Origin of the sequence: Fictibacillus enclensis (assembly GCF_030123385.1) — a bacterium.
Lineage (GTDB): Bacteria > Bacillota > Bacilli > Bacillales > Fictibacillaceae > Fictibacillus_C > Fictibacillus_C enclensis.
This window is the reverse complement of sequence record NZ_CP126109.1, coordinates 3,572,055-3,589,397: the sequence shown is the minus strand read 5'-3', so window position 1 is coordinate 3,589,397 and position 17,343 is coordinate 3,572,055. Positions and strand designations below refer to the sequence as shown.

The 17,343-nt window shown below is 36.4% G+C and carries 16 protein-coding genes; all 16 read left to right on the top strand.

The genetic code is table 11. The annotated features are described in order from the left end of the window. Positions 1-319: 319 nt before the first annotated feature. Genes QNH15_RS18755 through QNH15_RS18680 form a run of 16 tightly spaced genes read left to right on the top strand, consistent with a single transcriptional unit; the run spans position 320 to position 17,314 of the window. Complete coding sequence (locus QNH15_RS18755) at positions 320-2,149, top strand: polysaccharide biosynthesis protein (RefSeq protein WP_283889675.1); 1,830 nt, start codon at positions 320-322, stop codon at positions 2,147-2,149. Positions 2,150-2,169: 20 nt separating this feature from the next. Further along, positions 2,170-3,318 (top strand): glycosyltransferase family 4 protein, encoded by a 1,149-nt coding sequence (locus tag QNH15_RS18750; RefSeq protein WP_283895657.1) that lies wholly within the window; start codon positions 2,170-2,172, stop codon positions 3,316-3,318. Continuing rightward, the gene (locus QNH15_RS18745; protein ID WP_283889674.1) at positions 3,303-4,424 is read left to right on the top strand and encodes a glycosyltransferase family 1 protein; all 1,122 of its coding nucleotides are present in this window, start codon (positions 3,303-3,305) and stop codon (positions 4,422-4,424) included. Before QNH15_RS18750 ends, QNH15_RS18745 begins: the two co-directional genes overlap by 16 nt. Beyond that, positions 4,421-5,305, top strand: coding sequence for a glycosyltransferase family 2 protein (locus QNH15_RS18740; protein ID WP_283889673.1), 885 nt, complete (start codon positions 4,421-4,423; stop codon positions 5,303-5,305). Before QNH15_RS18745 ends, QNH15_RS18740 begins: the two co-directional genes overlap by 4 nt. A 48-nt stretch (positions 5,306-5,353) precedes the next feature. Then, a complete protein-coding gene (locus QNH15_RS18735; protein WP_283889672.1) occupies positions 5,354-6,424 on the top strand; it encodes an EpsG family protein in 1,071 nt (356 codons plus the stop codon). A gap of 14 nt (positions 6,425-6,438) precedes the next feature. Beyond that, the gene (locus tag QNH15_RS18730; RefSeq protein WP_283889671.1) at positions 6,439-7,578 is read left to right on the top strand and encodes a glycosyltransferase family 1 protein; all 1,140 of its coding nucleotides are present in this window, start codon (positions 6,439-6,441) and stop codon (positions 7,576-7,578) included. A 12-nt stretch (positions 7,579-7,590) separates the two neighbouring features. Beyond that, positions 7,591-8,796 carry a glycosyltransferase gene (locus QNH15_RS18725; protein WP_283895655.1) on the top strand — a complete coding sequence of 402 codons (1,206 nt, stop codon included), beginning with the start codon at positions 7,591-7,593 and terminating at the stop codon, positions 8,794-8,796. Positions 8,797-8,814: 18 nt separating this feature from the next. Then, on the top strand, positions 8,815-8,964 hold the full coding sequence (locus QNH15_RS18720; protein ID WP_283889670.1) for a YwzD family small protein: 150 nt from the start codon (positions 8,815-8,817) through the stop codon (positions 8,962-8,964). A 15-nt stretch (positions 8,965-8,979) separates the two neighbouring features. Next, the gene (locus QNH15_RS18715) at positions 8,980-9,579 is read left to right on the top strand and encodes a sugar transferase (protein WP_283889669.1); all 600 of its coding nucleotides are present in this window, start codon (positions 8,980-8,982) and stop codon (positions 9,577-9,579) included. Between the two features lie 4 nt (positions 9,580-9,583). After that, complete coding sequence (locus QNH15_RS18710) at positions 9,584-10,573, top strand: ATP-grasp domain-containing protein (protein WP_283895653.1); 990 nt, start codon at positions 9,584-9,586, stop codon at positions 10,571-10,573. Next, positions 10,548-11,270 (top strand): HAD family hydrolase, encoded by a 723-nt coding sequence (locus QNH15_RS18705; RefSeq protein WP_283889668.1) that lies wholly within the window; start codon positions 10,548-10,550, stop codon positions 11,268-11,270. The genes QNH15_RS18710 and QNH15_RS18705 overlap by 26 nt, the downstream gene beginning before the upstream one ends. Continuing rightward, complete coding sequence (locus QNH15_RS18700) at positions 11,267-12,418, top strand: DegT/DnrJ/EryC1/StrS family aminotransferase (protein WP_283889667.1); 1,152 nt, start codon at positions 11,267-11,269, stop codon at positions 12,416-12,418. The genes QNH15_RS18705 and QNH15_RS18700 overlap by 4 nt, the downstream gene beginning before the upstream one ends. 10 nt (positions 12,419-12,428) lie before the next feature. Continuing rightward, complete coding sequence (locus QNH15_RS18695) at positions 12,429-13,433, top strand: polysaccharide pyruvyl transferase family protein (protein ID WP_283889666.1); 1,005 nt, start codon at positions 12,429-12,431, stop codon at positions 13,431-13,433. Continuing rightward, complete coding sequence (locus QNH15_RS18690) at positions 13,411-14,655, top strand: peptidase (RefSeq protein WP_283889665.1); 1,245 nt, start codon at positions 13,411-13,413, stop codon at positions 14,653-14,655. The genes QNH15_RS18695 and QNH15_RS18690 overlap by 23 nt, the downstream gene beginning before the upstream one ends. A gap of 6 nt (positions 14,656-14,661) precedes the next feature. After that, positions 14,662-16,233 (top strand): lipopolysaccharide biosynthesis protein, encoded by a 1,572-nt coding sequence (locus QNH15_RS18685; protein ID WP_283889664.1) that lies wholly within the window; start codon positions 14,662-14,664, stop codon positions 16,231-16,233. Positions 16,234-16,255: 22 nt separating this feature from the next. Then, the gene (locus tag QNH15_RS18680) at positions 16,256-17,314 is read left to right on the top strand and encodes a glycosyltransferase family 2 protein (protein WP_283889663.1); all 1,059 of its coding nucleotides are present in this window, start codon (positions 16,256-16,258) and stop codon (positions 17,312-17,314) included. The last annotated feature ends 29 nt before the right edge of the window (positions 17,315-17,343 follow it).

Below are 17,343 nucleotides of genomic sequence, written 5' to 3'. Positions count from 1 at the left end.
ATTTTTTTAAACATTTTGTTCGTTATTAAGAATTATTCGTTCTATATTTAGTTTTTATGGGGATGTCTCCTTCCTGATATCAATGGAGGCACTCGGTCATGCTGTGGGTTAACAACAAACCTTAGACGCCGGTCGTCGGTAGTGTGATGTGAGGTGGGGTTAAATGCCCCTAGTAAACGTTAGCTGGCCGCTTCTACTCAGGCAGGAGCGGACGGTTTACTGTATATAAAAGAATTTAAGTATGTGCTCTTTACGAAGAACCTATACTTAAATTCTTTTATTTACGATAGCCAAGATAAAGAAAAAGAGGAGGAAGGCTATGACATACAGACAAAGACTTACTTTATTTTTAGCAATTGACTCAGTCATTGTGTTAACCGCGATCTTCTTTAGCCGGTTTTTAGTGAGTGCTGATATTCATGTCTTGACCCTGCCCATTGTCATAAGCTCGATGGTTATTTTAATCAGCCACCATTTATTTTCAATAAAATTTAAGCTGTATAAAAAGGCATGGGAATATGCAAGCATTGGTGAGTTAATTGTGATATTGAAGGTTGTAACCTTATCCATTTTGTGTGCAGGTGTCATCCAGGAAATTCTTTTGGAAGATATATATTTCCGGCTGCTGGTTGTAACATGGCTGATTCACGTCCTGTCTATTTGCGGTTCGCGTTTTTGCTGGAGAATGTTTAGGGATACATACCTCTTGAAGACAACAAACAAGAAAAAAACATTAATTGTTGGGGCCGGTTCTGCGGGAACGATGATTGTACGCCAATTGCTGAAAAACAGCAACAGCAAGCTGCAGCCTGTTGGCTTTATTGATGATGATCTCAAAAAACAACAACTGGATATTATGGGGCTACCTGTCATTGGTGGAATCGCCCAAATCCAACAAGCAGTGAATGAATACGAAATTGAAAATATTGTGATCGCGATTCCATCGCTCGGAAAAAAAGAATTAAACAGAATTGCACAGGCATGCACAAAAACAAATGTTAAGACACAGATCATTCCGATGCTTGAGGATCTGATGACAGGAAAAGTGTCAATTAATGAGTTTCGTGATGTGAAAGTTGAAGACTTATTAGGAAGAGAGCCCGTGCATTTGGACATTGACAGTATCTCTGAATATTTGACAGATAAAGTTGTCATGGTAACAGGAGCAGGAGGCTCCATAGGATCAGAGGTTTGTCGGCAAGTTTCTCAGTTTTCACCCAGCAAGCTGATTCTTTTAGGACATGGTGAGAATAGTATTTATTCTATTGAAATGGAACTAAGAGAGACATTTGGACATTCAAACATTGAGTTTGTAACAGAAATAGCAGATGTACAGGATCAACAGAAAATGATAAATATCGTAGGCAAGCATTTGCCAGAAGTTATCTATCATGCCGCTGCACATAAACATGTTCCGTTAATGGAGCGAGACCCGGAAGAAGCTGTAAAAAATAATCTAATGGGAACCAGAAATATTGCCGAAGCTGCAAACTGGCATGGAGTTAAGACGTTTGTCATGATTTCAACTGACAAGGCCGTCAATCCAACAAGTGTGATGGGTGCCACTAAACGGATGGCCGAAATGGTCATTCAGGAGTTAAACACTAAAAGCAAAACAAAGTTTGTTGCGGTGCGGTTTGGAAATGTTTTGGGCAGTCGGGGAAGTGTCATTCCTCTCTTCAAAAAGCAGATTGAAAAAGGCGGGCCAGTAACCGTTACTCACCCTGAAATGATTCGATACTTTATGACTATTCCAGAGGCTTCAAGACTCGTTATTCAGGCTGGAGCCGTTGCACAAGGCGGAGAAATTTTTGTCCTGGATATGGGAGATCCAGTAAAGATTGTGGACCTTGCCAGAAATTTAATTACTCTTTCGGGTTATTCCATCGAAGATATTGGCATCGAATACTCAGGTATCCGACCAGGAGAGAAGCTGTTTGAGGAATTATTAAAGCCTGACGAGGTTCATGAACAGCAAGTCTATCCAAAAATCTATGTAGGTAAGACGACGGCAGGGGTTTACCGTAGTGAGATCGACGAACTGATTGCACAGGCATCCATGCTTGATGCAGACTCTTTAAGAGAAAAATTGCTTTATTATACCAATGAATATCAGGCTCGGGAGCAAATGGTCACTATTCCGAGTTAAAAAAGCCAACAGAAAAAGGGATAGCTATGAAAAAAATATTATTTTGTGCCACCGTTGATTTTCACTTTGAAAAATTTCACCTGCCTGTCATGAAATGGTTTAAAGAGCAAGGATGGCTCGTGCATGTTGCAGCCCATGGGAGCCTCAATCTACCTTATACGGATAAAAAGTTTAATTTGTCGATTCAGAGATCTCCGATAAGCATGCATAACGTTCAGGCCTATCGTGAGCTAAAAGCTTTAATGGAAGAAAATCAGTATCAAATCATTGATTGCCATACACCGATGGGCGGAGTCCTTGCCCGACTGGCAGCGAAAAGCCAAAAGACAAAGGTGATATACACTGCCCATGGATTTCACTTTTATAAAGGAGCACCTCTCCTAAACTGGCTGCTGTACTATCCTATTGAAAAAGTGCTGGCTAAGAATACAGACAGCCTGATCACCATTAATGATGAGGATTATCAAGCAGCGAACGCTAACCATTTCAAGGCGGCAGCCATACATCATGTACATGGTGTTGGAGTGGATACCACTCGCTTTCAACCAGTGTCTGAACCTTTAAAACAGGAAATACGGAGCAAACTCGGCTATAAGGAAAATGATTTTCTTCTCTTTTACGCGGCCGAATTTAACAAAAACAAAAATCAGCGCTTACTCATCGAGATCATGGCTGATTTGGCAGAAGAGCTTCCACAGGTGAAATTGCTTTTGGCAGGAGCTGGGCCATTGATTGAGGAATGTCGCCAACTCTCCAAGGACAAAAAAGTTGGTGGAAAGATCGAATTTCTTGGTTACCAAAAAGATATTCTTCCCTATTTGAACTGCAGTGATCTTGCCGTCGCCTCAAGTTTGAGGGAAGGACTTCCCGTTAATATTCTGGAAGCGATGGCATGCGGATTGCCTGTATTGGCCAATAAAAATCGAGGACACCTTGATTTAATAAAAAATAATAGTACCGGCTGGATGATTGAAACCCAGCAGACTGCGGATTATGTCAGTAAAATTCGAATGCTTGTTTCCTCCCCTGCATTGAGAAAAAGAATGGGGGAAAATGGTAGGAAAGTGGTGTTGGACAAATTCTCAATAACCAGGGTACTGGCTGAAAAAACAGGCATTTGCAAGGAATACATGAATGAATTGGAGGAAGAAAAATGGGAGATCCATTAAGAGTCCTTCATGCTGTGGTGAATATGAACCGTGGCGGCGCTGAAACGTTGATTATGAACCTGTACCGTAATATTGATCGAACAAAGGTACAATTCGATTTTTTAACCAACCGCTCAGGAGTATTTGATGAAGAAATAAAAGAATTGGGTGGAAGGATTCATCGGATTCCTTACATCAGTGATGTCGGTCATTTTAAGTATCTGAATGCTCTGAATGGATTTTTCAAACACAATAGCGGGTACAAAATTATCCATTCTCATATGGATAAAATGAGTGGTCTAGTGTTAAAGGAGTCAAAAAAAAGCAGAATTCCGTACCGCATCGCCCATAGTCATAATACAAGAAGTGAAGGGGGAACAGCCGCCAGAGTCTATAAATGGTACGCAGGGACCCGCATTAAGTCAAATGCGACACATTTCTTCGCCTGTTCCAATGAGGCCGCTCAATGGTTGTTTTCACAACATGCACAAAAGGCCAGAGTTCTTAATAATGGGATTGAACCCGAGAAATTTTTATATACTGCAGAATGCCGAAATTCGGTAAGAAAAGAACTCAACATAGAAGAAAACACGTTTGTGATTGGCCATGTAGGCAGGTTTGCCCCGCAGAAAAATCACTCGTTTTTAATCGAACTATTTTTGGAGTATCACAAAATCAATAACAAAGCTGTCCTGCTTTTGGCTGGTGATGGCGCGCTGCGCCGGGAGGTGGAGAAGAGGGTGAAGCAACTGAATCTGGAATCCCATGTGAAATTTTTGGGAATTCGAAGTGATGTACAGCGTCTATATCAAGCGTTTGATGTATTTGTTTTTCCTTCTCTTCATGAGGGACTCCCGGTCACACTGATCGAGGCTCAGGGAACAGGGTTACCTTGTATGATTTCCGATTCTATAACGAGACAAGCTGACATGGAGTTAAATCTAGTAAACTTTTTATCATTGGACAACAAGAGAGCTTGGTTAGACAAGCTGCAGCATTATGCCCAAAACGTGAGTAAAGAGCGCAATATTGGAAAACATGCTCTCGCATCCAAAGGATTTGATATCCGTGAAACAGCCAGGCAAGCACAGGAGACCTATCTCACTTGGGGAGGAGGAGTCAGGTGAAACTGCTAACTGTGTTTACGCCTACGTATAACCGTGCGTATTGCCTTCATCAGTGCTACGAGAGCTTGAAGAGACAAACTTGCAAGGAGTTTGTTTGGCTGATTATTGATGATGGTTCAGCAGACTCTACAAAAGAACTTGTTGAAGGATGGATCAAGGAAAAAGAAATCGAGATTGACTACATCAAACAGAACAATCAAGGAATGCATGGAGCTCATAACACAGCGTATGAACGGATTAATACGGAGCTAAATGTGTGTATTGATTCAGACGATTACATGCCTGAAGATGCCGTTGAAAAAATTGTTACCTTCTGGACCAGGCATGGCAGCAGCAAGGTAAGCGGATTAATCGGGCTGGATGCCTATACAGACGGGAGCATCATTGGAACAAGGCTGCCGGAAAATTTACAGACCTCCACGTTATTTGATTTATATCAAAAGCACGGTGTTAAAGGAGACAAGAAGCTCGTATACCGGTCATCATTGACCAAACGCTATCCCTATCCTTTGTTTGATGGAGAGAAGTATGTAGGACTGGCTTATAAATACTTCAAGCTGGATCAGGAATATGAAATGTTATTGATGAACGAAACGATTTGTTGTGTGGAGTACCTTCCGGATGGTTCATCCTTAAATATGTTCAAGCAATATCTGAAAAATCCACAGGGTTTTTCCTTTTACCGAAAAGAACTGATGAAGCTGCCATCCGCAAGTACAATCTTCAAATTTCGCCAGGCAGTTCACTATGTTTCAAGCAGTCTGATGATGAACAACCGTAGTTTTTTAAAAGAAACACCTAAGAAAGGGATGACACTTTTGGCGGTGCCAATGGGTTTGCTCCTCTATTTATATATTGGTACAAAAACCAGGAGTGCTTAACCTTTGCAGGATGAACTCTAATATTTAACGGATGAAAGGAACTGCAAAATGGCTATACTTTGGATGAATCTTGCCGTTGTCTTTGCCGTGGCGTTCTTAGCCAGGTATTTTGCCATAACACCCGCAATGAATGGATCTTCCCTATCTTTCAGACGGCCCAATAAGCTTTTAGTGTTTATGGCGTTTCTGTCATTGGTACTGGTTTCGGGGCTGCGGTCCAATATCGGAGATACGTATTTTTATAAACATACGTATGAAATCAGTGATTTTACCTGGGAATATATTTTGAACCAAAAGGATATTGGTTTTGGGATTCTGCAGAAACTACTGAAAGTGTTCAGCAATGATCCTCAAGTTCTTATTTTTACTACTGCCGTGATTACCAATCTACTTATTATTCTCGTTCTTTATAAGTATTCGAGAATGATTGAGTTGAGTATCTTTGTGTATATAACTGGCGGTTTGTATCTTGTTTCTATGAATGGTATGAGGCAATGTCTGGCTGCTGCAATCGTATTCACTGCAACCAAATATCTATTGAATGGTGATTGGAAAAAGTACATGCTCATCGTAGTTTTTGCCTCATTATTTCACGAAAGTGCCTTGGTATTAATTCCAATCTATTTCATTGCACGCTTTAAAGCCTGGTCGAAAGCTACCCTAATCCTTCTAATCCTGTCAGTACTCATTGTGGCCGCTTTTGATCAATTTTCCGTGATTTTGTTTTCAGCCATCCAGAATACCCAATATGGACATTATCAGGAGTTTTCTGAGGGTGGTGCCAGCACAATCAGAGTTGCCGTAAACGGAGCCCCTTTATTGGTTGCTTTTTTTGGAAGAGATAAACTAAGAGAACTCTTTCCCAAAAGTGACTATATCGTCAATATGGCGGTGATCGGTTTCGTATTCATGATCGTTTCTTCACAGAATTGGATCTTTGCCCGGTTTTCCATTTATTTCACACTTTACCAAATGATCTTAATTTCATGGCTGGTGCATCTTTTCAGGAAGAAAGATCAGAAACTTTTCTATTATGTTTTGTTGATTTGTTATCTTGCTTATTATTATTTCGAGAATGTGATTAGCCTGAATATTATCTATGAAAGTAATTTTCTATAAGGCAGTTGTTGATTATGGATGAAGCGATACACGTAAAAAGAGTTCTGCACATCGTCAGTTCCATGGACCGTGGAGGAGCAGAAACACTAATCATGAATGTATACAGAAACATTAACCGCAAAAGAATACAATTTGATTTTGTCACCCATAATACTCTAAAAGGGGAGTATGATGATGAGATCAGGTCTCTTGGAGGAACGATTTACTCCATTCCAAGCCTCGGATCTTCTGGTCCTTTTAAGTATATAAAAAATCTTGTCAGTCTCATGAAGGAGCAATCGTATGTTGCAGTACACGCCCATACAGATTATCAAAGCGGTTTTCCTACACTGGCTGCCAGGCTTTCAGGTATCAAGAAAAGAATCAGTCATTCTCACAGTACAGATTGGCCGAGAGGTAAATCGGTAAAAGAGCGAGCAGCTCTTAGGCTGCTTCAATCCACAATAAAGGTTTCAGCTAATCAATACTGTAGCTGCAGTCCTGAGGCAGCAAGATTTCTTTATGGAAATCATTCCTTAAAAAGAAATAAAGTAAGCATTCTGAAAAACGGCATCGATTTAACCCATTTTGAGTCCATAAATCGGGAACATTCCAAAAGCAGTGTGATCGAGGAGTTGCAGTTGAAACCCGATGTGAAAATTTTGGGACATGTGGGCCGGTTTTCACCTTCAAAAAATCAGGAGTTCATTTTAAATGTGCTGGCACAATTGGTTAAGGAAGATGAGAAAATAGTGGTTTTATTCATAGGAGACGGTCCTTTGCAAAAGGAAGTTAAAGAAAAAGCTGAAAAGATGAATTTATCATCATATGTAAAATTTTTAGGAGTTAGAAGTGACGTTTCACGGCTGATGAGTGCCATGGACGTTTTTTTATTTCCGTCCAAATTTGAAGGGTTTGGTATCGCTGCACTGGAAGCTCAATGTGCTGCCACGCCATGTGTAATGTCTGTTGCAGTACCGAGCAGTACAGATATGGGATTAAGTTTGGTGTCTTACCTTATTCTCAATGAAGAGAGTTGGGTTCTGGCGATCAAGAAAGCTTTGATGGTTCATAGACCTAATCGAGAAAAAATTAGAAAAAACATAACCAGCCATGGGTACAGCATTACAAGCAATCTTCCTGAATGGATGGAGCTGTATGGCATAAAGGCATAAGGTGAGGGATAGCTGATGAAGAAAAAGATACTGATTGCTTCGTTCGATCTGGCGATAGGCGGGGTGGAAAGAAGTTTAATCGGTTTGTTAAATAGTATCGATTACACCAAATATGATGTGGATCTGATGCTTTTTAAACATGAAGGAGAATTCCTGCCATTGCTTCCGGAAGGCCCAAGATTATTAAATGAAGTAGCAGAATACACCACCTTTCGAAAATCGATAAAACAAGTGATGCAGCAACGAGCATTCCCGATTCTTTTTTCGAGGTTGTTTGCCAGATGTGCAGGAGCGCTCCATGGAAGATTGGTGGGAAGTGCTGAACCGGGTTACTACATTATCCAATATGGATGGAAATTTGCATTGCCTTATCTACCAAAGCTAAAAGGTGAATATGATACCGCCATTAGTTTCTTATGGCCGCATTATTTTGTAGCTGAAAAAGTAAAAGCAAAGAAGAAAATAGGATGGATTCACACAGATTACTCGACCATTACCGTCAATCAGGCAGAGGAAACGAAAATGTGGGAGCGAATGGATCACCTTGTAGCGGTCTCCAACGGGTGCAGAGATTCCTTTCTATCTGTTTACCCACATTTTCAAGATCGATTGGAAGTAATTGAAAACATCCTGACCCCTGAATTTATTTATGAACAAGCACAATTGAGTGAGTTGCCGAAATTAACAAAACGTCCAAACGAAACCGTATTGGTTACTGTTGGAAGGCTTTCTCATGCGAAAGGAATAGATGATGCAGCAAGAGCATGCCGGAAAATAGTAGACGAGGGATATCAAGTGAAGTGGTATATCGTAGGTTATGGTCCTTTGGAAAGTGAACTTAAGAGGTTAATTGATGAATTGAATATCAATGAACACTTCATTTTATTGGGTAAGAAAACCAATCCCTATCCTTTTATCAATGCATGTGATATTTATGTTCAGCCCTCAAGATATGAAGGAAAAGCAGTAACTGTACGCGAGGCTCAAATTTTGGAAAAGCCGGTCTTAATCACGGATTTCCCAACAGCCAAAAGTCAGTTGGAAGATGGGATAGACGGGGTAATCACACAGCAGGGAGTTGAGGGGGTCACTGAAGGTATCATTCAATTGATCAATAATCAGCAAAAAGTAGCTTCTTTACGTGAAAACACAAAGAGAAGAAGTTACGGCAACGCCAAGGAAGTTGAAAAGCTATATGAACTGATTGAAATGGCGTAAAGGAAGTGAAACGGAAGAATGGGAATCTCCGAGAAACTGACCCAGCAAAAGCTGCAGGAAATTTTGTTAAAAATCTGCCGTGAGAGCAATGAGGACAAGAACAAAAGTGCACAAGATATCATTGAAGAGATTAAGGAACAAATCCTGATGTCAACAAAAAATCAATAGAAGGAGGGGGAGAGGTTGAAAAGGGCTCTCGATATAACCATCGCATTACTATTAATAATCGGCTTGGCTCCGATTATCGTTATAACCACACTTCTTGTAAGAATCAATATTGGTTCTCCTGTCCTTTTCAAACAACAACGTCCAGGATTAAACGGAAAGCCATTCTACCTTTACAAGTTCAGAACAATGACAAATGAAAAGGATGAGAACGGGGACTTATTGCCTGATCATCTTAGGTTAACTATAACTGGAAGGTTTTTACGGAAGTATAGCCTGGATGAACTCATTCAGCTGATCAATGTATTAAAAGGAGAGCTTAGTCTGGTGGGACCGCGTCCGCTGCTAATGGAATACCTATCGTTGTATACACCTGAGCAGGCAAAACGCCACCTGGTAAAACCGGGGATTACTGGATGGGCGCAAATTAACGGAAGAAATGCCATTGAGTGGGAGGAAAAGTTTCAACTGGATGTGTGGTATGTTGAAAATTATAGTTTTTCCCTAGACCTAAAGATTTTATTTTTAACAATTTTTAAAGTAATAAAATCTGAAGGTATTTCGAATGGTGAATTTGCCACTATGCCTGTTTTTAGAGGAGGAAAAAACATTGATTGATAAAATAAATATCTTATTCACTAGCTCAGGCAGGCGAGTAAGCTTAATACAAAAATTTAAAGATGTTATGTCTAAAAATAATATAAAAGGAAAAATTATTTCGGCCGATTTAAAAGGGAATGCTCCTACAGCTTATATAAGTGATAAACATTATTTAGTTCCAAAAGTTACTGATAAAAATTATCTTCAGGAATTATTATCTATATGTGTATTAAATGAAATTGATTTAGTTATTCCCTTAATTGATACCGAGTTAAATTTAATAGCAAAAAATAAATTAGTTTTTAATGAACACGGAATTAACGTCTTAGTTTCATCAGAGAGAATAAATGAGATAGCTAATGATAAATTAAAAACATTTGAATTTTTTCAACGGAATAGTATTCCTACTCCAAAAGTTTATAGTGAACAAGAACTTGAAGAGAAAAAATTTAGTTTCCCTTTAATTGTAAAACCTCGAAATGGAAGTTCAAGTCAAGGAGTCACAATAATAAACAATGAAAAGGAACTATATTTTTTTAAAGAGTATATCCCTAACGCCATAGTACAGGAATATATCCAAGGTAAAGAGTATACAGTTGACGTTATGCTGGACTATGAAGGGAATATAAAAACCATAGTGCCACGTCTTCGAATAGAGACAAGATCAGGGGAAGTGAGTAAAGGTACTACAAAAAAGGATAAAAGAATAATTAATGAGGTAAGAAAATTATTAAATGTCTTGCCTGGATCTTGTGGTTGTATTACCGTTCAGCTATTTAAGAAAGAGGATGGTGAAATTTCAATAATTGAAATCAACCCGCGTTTCGGTGGAGGGATTCCATTATCCATTGAAGCTGGGGCAAACTTTCCTTTGTGGACTATTGAAATGAGCAAAGGAGTTATCTTTAACGTTGAAGACTTTACTTGGAAAGATGGCTTTTCAATGTTGAGGTTCGACGAAGCATTATATATGGAGAGCAACATTTATGAAAATAAATACACTAGTGTTTGATCTGGATGATACCCTATTTAACGAACAAGATTATGTATTGAGCGGTTTTAAGGCTGTCGGTCAATGGGTAGAAAATGCATTAAAAACAGATCAGTTTTACAATAATGCAGTAAAGCTTTTCAATAATGGAGTAACTGAGCAGTTGTTTAACAGAACCCTTGAAACTCTGGATATATCATACAACCAAGATATGATTATCGATATGGTAAATGTTTATAGGAGTCATAGACCAAATATTCAATTGTTCGAAGACGCACGTTGGCTTTTTAATGAAATAAACGAAAATGTTAAAGTTGGTCTTATTACTGACGGTTATCTTGTCGCTCAACAAATGAAGGTTGAGGCGTTAAACATAAAGCATAAATTTAATGCGATTATATTTTCTGATACCTTAGGAAGGGAATATTGGAAACCCAGTCCAATACCCTATGAAAGATTAATTTATCAGTTGAATTCAGATCATAAGCAGTGTGTTTATATAGGTGATAATGTTACGAAGGATTTTATAACTGCTAAATGGTTAGGTTGGAAAACTGTTCAAATTTCCAGGGGAGATGGGATATATTCAAACACTGTCATTAAGCAGAGTCAATATCAGGCGGATTATAAAATTGAAGAATTCAAAGAACTGCTGAACATAAAAGAATTGAGACATTTGTTTAAAAAAGACAAGAATAAAGTGGTGGTAGAAACATGATTGTAAAAAATCAAGAAAAAATTTATTTGTCTCCCCCCCATATGTCTGGTAATGAACACAAATATATTAAAGATGCTTTCGAATCAAATTGGATTGCCCCATTAGGACCCAATGTAGATGCATTTGAAAATGAACTAGCCAATTATGTTGGAGCCAAAGGAGCAGTAGCTGTCAGTTCAGGGACAGCAGCTATTCATTTGGCTCTCATTTTATTAGATGTTAAAAAAGGTGATAAAGTTTTTTGTTCCAGTCTTACTTTTGTGGCAAGCGCGAATCCCATTCTCTATCAAGGAGCTGAACCGGTGTTTATTGATTCAGAACCTGAAACCTGGAATATGTCACCAGGCGCTTTAGAAGATGCTTTAAAACAAGCCGAACACGCAGGGCAGCTTCCTAAAGCTGTTATTGTTGTAAATTTATTTGGACAAAGTGCAAAAATGGATGAATTACTTTTTTTATGTAAAAAGTACGGTGTACCTCTTGTTGAAGATGCTGCTGAATCTTTAGGTTCATTGTATAAAGGTAAAATGAGTGGTACTTTTGGAGACTTTGGAATTTACTCTTTTAATGGTAATAAGATAATTACCACTTCTGGTGGAGGAATGTTAATATCGGATAATTTAGCAGCTTTAGAAAGGGCGAGATATTTGGCCTCGCAAGCTAGGGAAACGGCAGTTCATTATCAGCATAGTGAACTGGGATTTAATTATAGAATGAGTAATATTCTTGCTGGTGTTGGAAGAGCTCAATTGGAAGTACTTGATGAGAGAGTAGAAGCCAGAAGAAGGATTTTCCAAAGATATTATGCACAATTATCGAATATAGCAGGGATCACGTTTATGCCGGAAATGCCTGGCACATATTCAAATAGATGGCTCACCGCACTCACGGTAAATGATGATTTAACAGGGATATCGGCTGGTGAGATTATACAACACTTATTAAAACAAAATATTGAAGTAAGGCCAATATGGAAACCTTTGCATATGCAACCTATATTTGATAACCCAACAAAATATCAAGATTTAAACAATGTATCTGAACAATTATTTAAAACAGGTATATGCTTACCATCCGGATCAAATTTAAATGAGAATGAAATTTTGAGAGTGATTAATTCTTTTATGAATGCTTTAAATAGGAAGTGAGGTTAAAACCTTGGACAAAATGTTACTTTTAGATACTTCTGTTGGTTCGCTTAATAAGGGTGACGATATCATTATGAAATGTGTCAAAGATCAATTAAAAGACATCACCAAGGATGCATTTTTACTAACATTGCCAACTCATGTTTCTCCATTTCATTGGTATCAAGTAGCAAGAGGATCACACAGAGTTCAAATATATAAAGATGCTAAGTATAAGTTTATTGGTGGATCCAACCTGCTTACAATGGACATGCTTACACATTTTCCTCAATGGAATATCAATTTATTTAATTATGGACCATTGAAGGGAAGTATTTTAGTCGGTGTAGGAGCTGGAAAAGGTAATAAGGTAAACAAATATACAAAACTTTTATACAAAAAGGTGCTTTCACATGAGTATGCTCACAGTGTCAGAGATGAAAGAACGAAACAAATAGTAGAAAACTTAGGCTTTAAAGCGATTAATACAGGTTGCGCAACGCTTTGGTCCCTTACAAAAGATTTTTGCGAAGACATTCCAGTTAAAAAGTCAGATGCTGTTGTATTTACTTTGACTGCCTCATCAAGAGTATATAAAGAAGATCAAGTGTTAATTAACACATTGAATAAAAATTATAAAACGGTATATTTTTGGATACAAGGTATGAATGATCTGGATTATATTAAACAGTTTAAAAATATTGAAAACATAATAATTCTACCGCCTACATTAGATGATTTCGAGAAAATTCTTTCCACTGATATTGATTATATAGGTACCAGGCTTCATGGAGGTATCTATGCGATGAGAAAGAAGAAACGTTCAATTATAATTTCTATAGATGAACGAGCAGCCGGGATGAGTGAAACGTATAATTTAAATACAATAAACAGAAATGAAATCCACCAACTTGATAAACTCATAAACTCAGAAATTATCACCGGAGTTAATGTCAACTTTAATAATGTTGATCAGTGGTTCCGTCAATTTGAACCTGGGCAGGTGATTGAAAATGAAAAACAAGATATCTCTTGAGAAAATAGCAGTTAGCAACAATCGTGTTGACTTTTTTTTTAGTACTTCTAAAGAATTATCAAAGTACTTTAAATACAAGCATTTGTACTTTAAATATAATTATGATTTAAATGATGTGCCGACCAGTGTAGTAGTTATTCCGTTCGTTGCAAACATTATTCCTCTTGTATGGCTTACAGATTCTATTTTGGAAATTAACGAGGTGGATGAGTCTTTTTTTAAATGCCTTGCAAAAGTAAAAGTTGGTTACAAAAACATGTTTCCTAATGTACAATTTAAAGGGGAAATTAGAACTTCTAATATTATACCAAATCAGTATACACCCACGAATGAAGCTGCATCCCTTTTTAGTGGAGGACTAGATGCTTTGGCAACGTTTGTAAGAATTAAAGATAAAAGGCCAATTTTAATTACGGAGTTTGGATGGCATGAAAAGGATATACAATATAGTGAAGTTTGGGAGGCAGACAAAAAAAATGCAATGAATTTTGCATCCGAAAATGGCTTGCAAAATATTTTAGTAGAATCCAACTACGGGACTTTCATTGATGATAGTAATATAAATAAGGAATTTTCTCGAAAACTAGGTGATACATGGTGGCATGGCCTCCACCATGGTTTAGCCATCATCTCTGCAGCAGTACCAATTTGCTATAAATTAAAGATTAAAACAATATATATTGGAAGTTCAAATACGCCGTTATTAAAAGTCCCTTGTGCTTCTGATCCTTCAGTTGACAATGAATTTAAATTTGCATCGAGTCATGTTTTTCATGACGCATATGAGCTTAACAGGCAAGATAAAGTAAAGGTGGTGGTAGATCAGTATTCATCTATAAAAAGCAAAGTAGCGATAAGGGTTTGCTTTAAAAATGAAGAGAACTGTTGCCGATGTGAAAAGTGTTTAAGAACCATTATGGGAATTGTTGCAGAAGGAGAAAATCCTATAAAATATGGTTTCAATATTCCAGGAGATTTAAATCTATTCTTAAAACAGGCAATTGATTCTGAAGTGAAATTTTTTACGGATACCTTTATAAAAATCTATTGGGAACTAATTCAAGATAGGATGAAAAAAAATTATAGAAAAAATCCTGAAATTGCTGCTTGGTTTATCCACTATCAATTTAAAGAACAACGTAAAAAGTCTCTTCTTAAATATAGAATAGTAAATTTTTTCCCGATTCTAAAAAGAAAAATTCACACAGCATTTTCAGGTTAATAATTTATGAGGATACAAAATTCTATAAAAAACATGTTTTTTGGTATATCTGGCCAAGTGATTAGTATGTTAATGGGTTTTTTGGTGAGAACCGTATTTATTCACACTTTGGGAGCAGAGTATCTTGGAGTTGAAGGTTTATTTTCAAGTATTCTAATGATGCTTTCACTTGCCAACTTAGGCTTTGATACAGCAATTATTTACAGTCTATATAAACCCTTGGTACATAAAGATCATAGAAAAATCCAAGCTCTTATGAATTTATACAAAAAAGCATATACGATTACGGGTTTTATTGTATTGCTGATAGGATTAATGATACTTCCTTTTCTTCCTGTCTTAATAAAGGGAAGTACAACAATAAAAGAAATTAATCTTATTTACATGCTGTTTTTATTAAACTCTGTTTTTTCCTACTTCCTGGTATATAAGCAAAGCATCCTTATTGCCGATCAAAAGAATTATGTTATATCAAAGTTGCATGCAATTCTGGTGATAATCTCTAATACAGCTCAAATTGTAATTTTGATATTGTTCGGGAATTACATTTTTGTTCTATTGACACAAATCATTATAAGAATAATTGAAAATATAATTATATCTATTAAAGCAAACAATATTTACCCATTTTTAAGAACTAAAAATAAAGAAAAACTTTCCTTAGAAGAACGGAAAGATTTTTTTGCAAATTTATATGCTTTGTTTTTATATAAATTAAGTGGAATTGTCATTAATGGAACAGATAATATAGTAATTTCTGTACTAGTGGGTTTAAAATATGTAGGTTTGTATTCGAACTATCTCTTAATATTAAACACACTAAACACATTCTTAGGCTATATTTTTTATTCAATAAGCGCGAGTGTAGGAAATTATGTTGTTAAGGAAACAAAAGAAAGACAATACTTTTTATTTAATGTTTTGCAATTCTCTAATTTTTGGGTTTTTGGATTATTTACTATTTTACTTTGGAACGTATGTAATCCAGTAATATTAATATGGTTGGGAAAAGATTATATATTAAATGATTTTGTATTAGCGGCAATATTATTGAATTTTTTCACTGCAGGTATGCAAAATGCATGTACCACATTTAGAGAAGCAACTGGGATGTTCAGAAGAGGTAAATACAGGCCGGTGATTGCTGCATTAATAAATATAATTGTTTCTATACTGCTTGCTAAGACAATTGGTATTGCTGGTGTTCTTTTAGGAACGGTTGTAAGTAGGATATGTACTTATTTCTGGTACGACCCATATATATTATACAAATTCATATTTCAAAAAAACGTAAAAACATATTTCTTTAAGTATTGTAAGAACTTTATTTTGGTAATTTGCTTAGCCTTTTTAAATCAAGTGAGTTTTAATGGGATATCAACGAATTTGTTCATTGAAATACTCCTGAAAGTAAGTTTTGGCTTAATGAGTGTTAATTTTTTATTTTTTGTTTTATATAGAAAATCAAAAGAATTTATTTACTTAAAAGACATTTTGTTTTCAATTTTTCGCCAAAGATCAAACAAACTTTTCTCAACTAGCTTCATTTCAGTTTTAAAACAAAAGGATGAATTATAATGGATTTATTGGAGACTGAGAAATGAGTCAAATTAGCATTATTGTTCCGATTTTTAATGCCGGCAAAAAGCTAAATAAATGCATTCGTTCCATTGTGTCCCAAACACTAACTGATATTGAAATAATACTGGTTAATGATGGATCCACGGATCAAACCTCATCGATCTGCCACTATTTTGCGAAAAAAGACAAAAGAATTCGTGTCTTGAATTTGCAAAAAAATGTAGGAAGTATAGCCGCCAGGAAAGTGGGTATAAATTTTGCCACATCAGATTTTATTATGTTTGTGGATGCGGATGATTGGATTCATAGAAGAATGGCTGAAAAACTCTACATGGAAGCAGACGCTCACAAACTGGACATCACTGTTTGCAATATGTACAGAGTTCTCGGCTGGTCGGGGACAATTAAGAGAAAAAATAAAAGTTCATATTTCAGTAGAGATAGAATTTATGAAGAAGATGAAATTAAAAATTATTTAGCCGCGGCTTATTTGCACGGACATCCATTTCCTTCATCATTATGTAGTAAGCTTTACAAAAAAGATTTGTTAAAAGATAGTGGTATGTTTTTAAAGAATATAATATTTTTTGGTGATGATCTTTTTCTTAATTTAGAAGTTTTTTTGAAAGCAAGAAAAGTAAAGGTCATAGATGAGGCCTTGTATTATTACCGAATGGGCGGATTTACTAGTAAATACATGTCCTCTCTGTATGTTGATACAATCAATACTTATAAAATACAAAGAAGAGTAATATATCAATACTTTACTGAAAGTGCTCAAGATCATTATAACGGCATAAGTGTGATGCTTCTCAATACGTTTAAAGCTTGTTTAACAAATTTATTTAAGAGTAGGTACAAAGATGATGAAATTTCGGAAATCATAAAAGAGTACATTTCTGATATTTCGTTAATCGAGTCAACATATAATGAATATGCAATTAAATATTTTGATCAGGAATATTTAGATGCCATTAAAAATGAAAATATCAATTACCTTATGCAGTTAGGTTATAAAAACTATTTGAAGAATAAATCTAAAAGTATCTTAAGACATTTAGTGGCTAATTTTATATAAAAAACAAAACTCTCTGAATAGGAGAGTTT

Excerpts from the sequence above, each read along its gene's own strand:
- QNH15_RS18680 (WP_283889663.1), top strand. The coding sequence starts at position 16,256 with ATGAGTCAAATTAGCATTATTGTTCCGATTTTTAATGCCGGCAAAAAG.
- QNH15_RS18705 (WP_283889668.1), top strand. The coding sequence starts at position 10,548 with ATGAAAATAAATACACTAGTGTTTGATCTGGATGATACCCTATTTAAC.
- QNH15_RS18745 (WP_283889674.1), top strand. The coding sequence starts at position 3,303 with ATGGGAGATCCATTAAGAGTCCTTCATGCTGTGGTGAATATGAACCGT.
- QNH15_RS18685 (WP_283889664.1), top strand. The coding sequence starts at position 14,662 with ATGAGGATACAAAATTCTATAAAAAACATGTTTTTTGGTATATCTGGC.
- QNH15_RS18735 (WP_283889672.1), top strand. The coding sequence starts at position 5,354 with ATGGCTATACTTTGGATGAATCTTGCCGTTGTCTTTGCCGTGGCGTTC.
- QNH15_RS18700 (WP_283889667.1), top strand. The coding sequence starts at position 11,267 with ATGATTGTAAAAAATCAAGAAAAAATTTATTTGTCTCCCCCCCATATG.
- QNH15_RS18755 (WP_283889675.1), top strand. The coding sequence starts at position 320 with ATGACATACAGACAAAGACTTACTTTATTTTTAGCAATTGACTCAGTC.
- QNH15_RS18720 (WP_283889670.1), top strand. The coding sequence starts at position 8,815 with ATGGGAATCTCCGAGAAACTGACCCAGCAAAAGCTGCAGGAAATTTTG.
- QNH15_RS18690 (WP_283889665.1), top strand. The coding sequence starts at position 13,411 with ATGAAAAACAAGATATCTCTTGAGAAAATAGCAGTTAGCAACAATCGT.
- QNH15_RS18730 (WP_283889671.1), top strand. The coding sequence starts at position 6,439 with ATGGATGAAGCGATACACGTAAAAAGAGTTCTGCACATCGTCAGTTCC.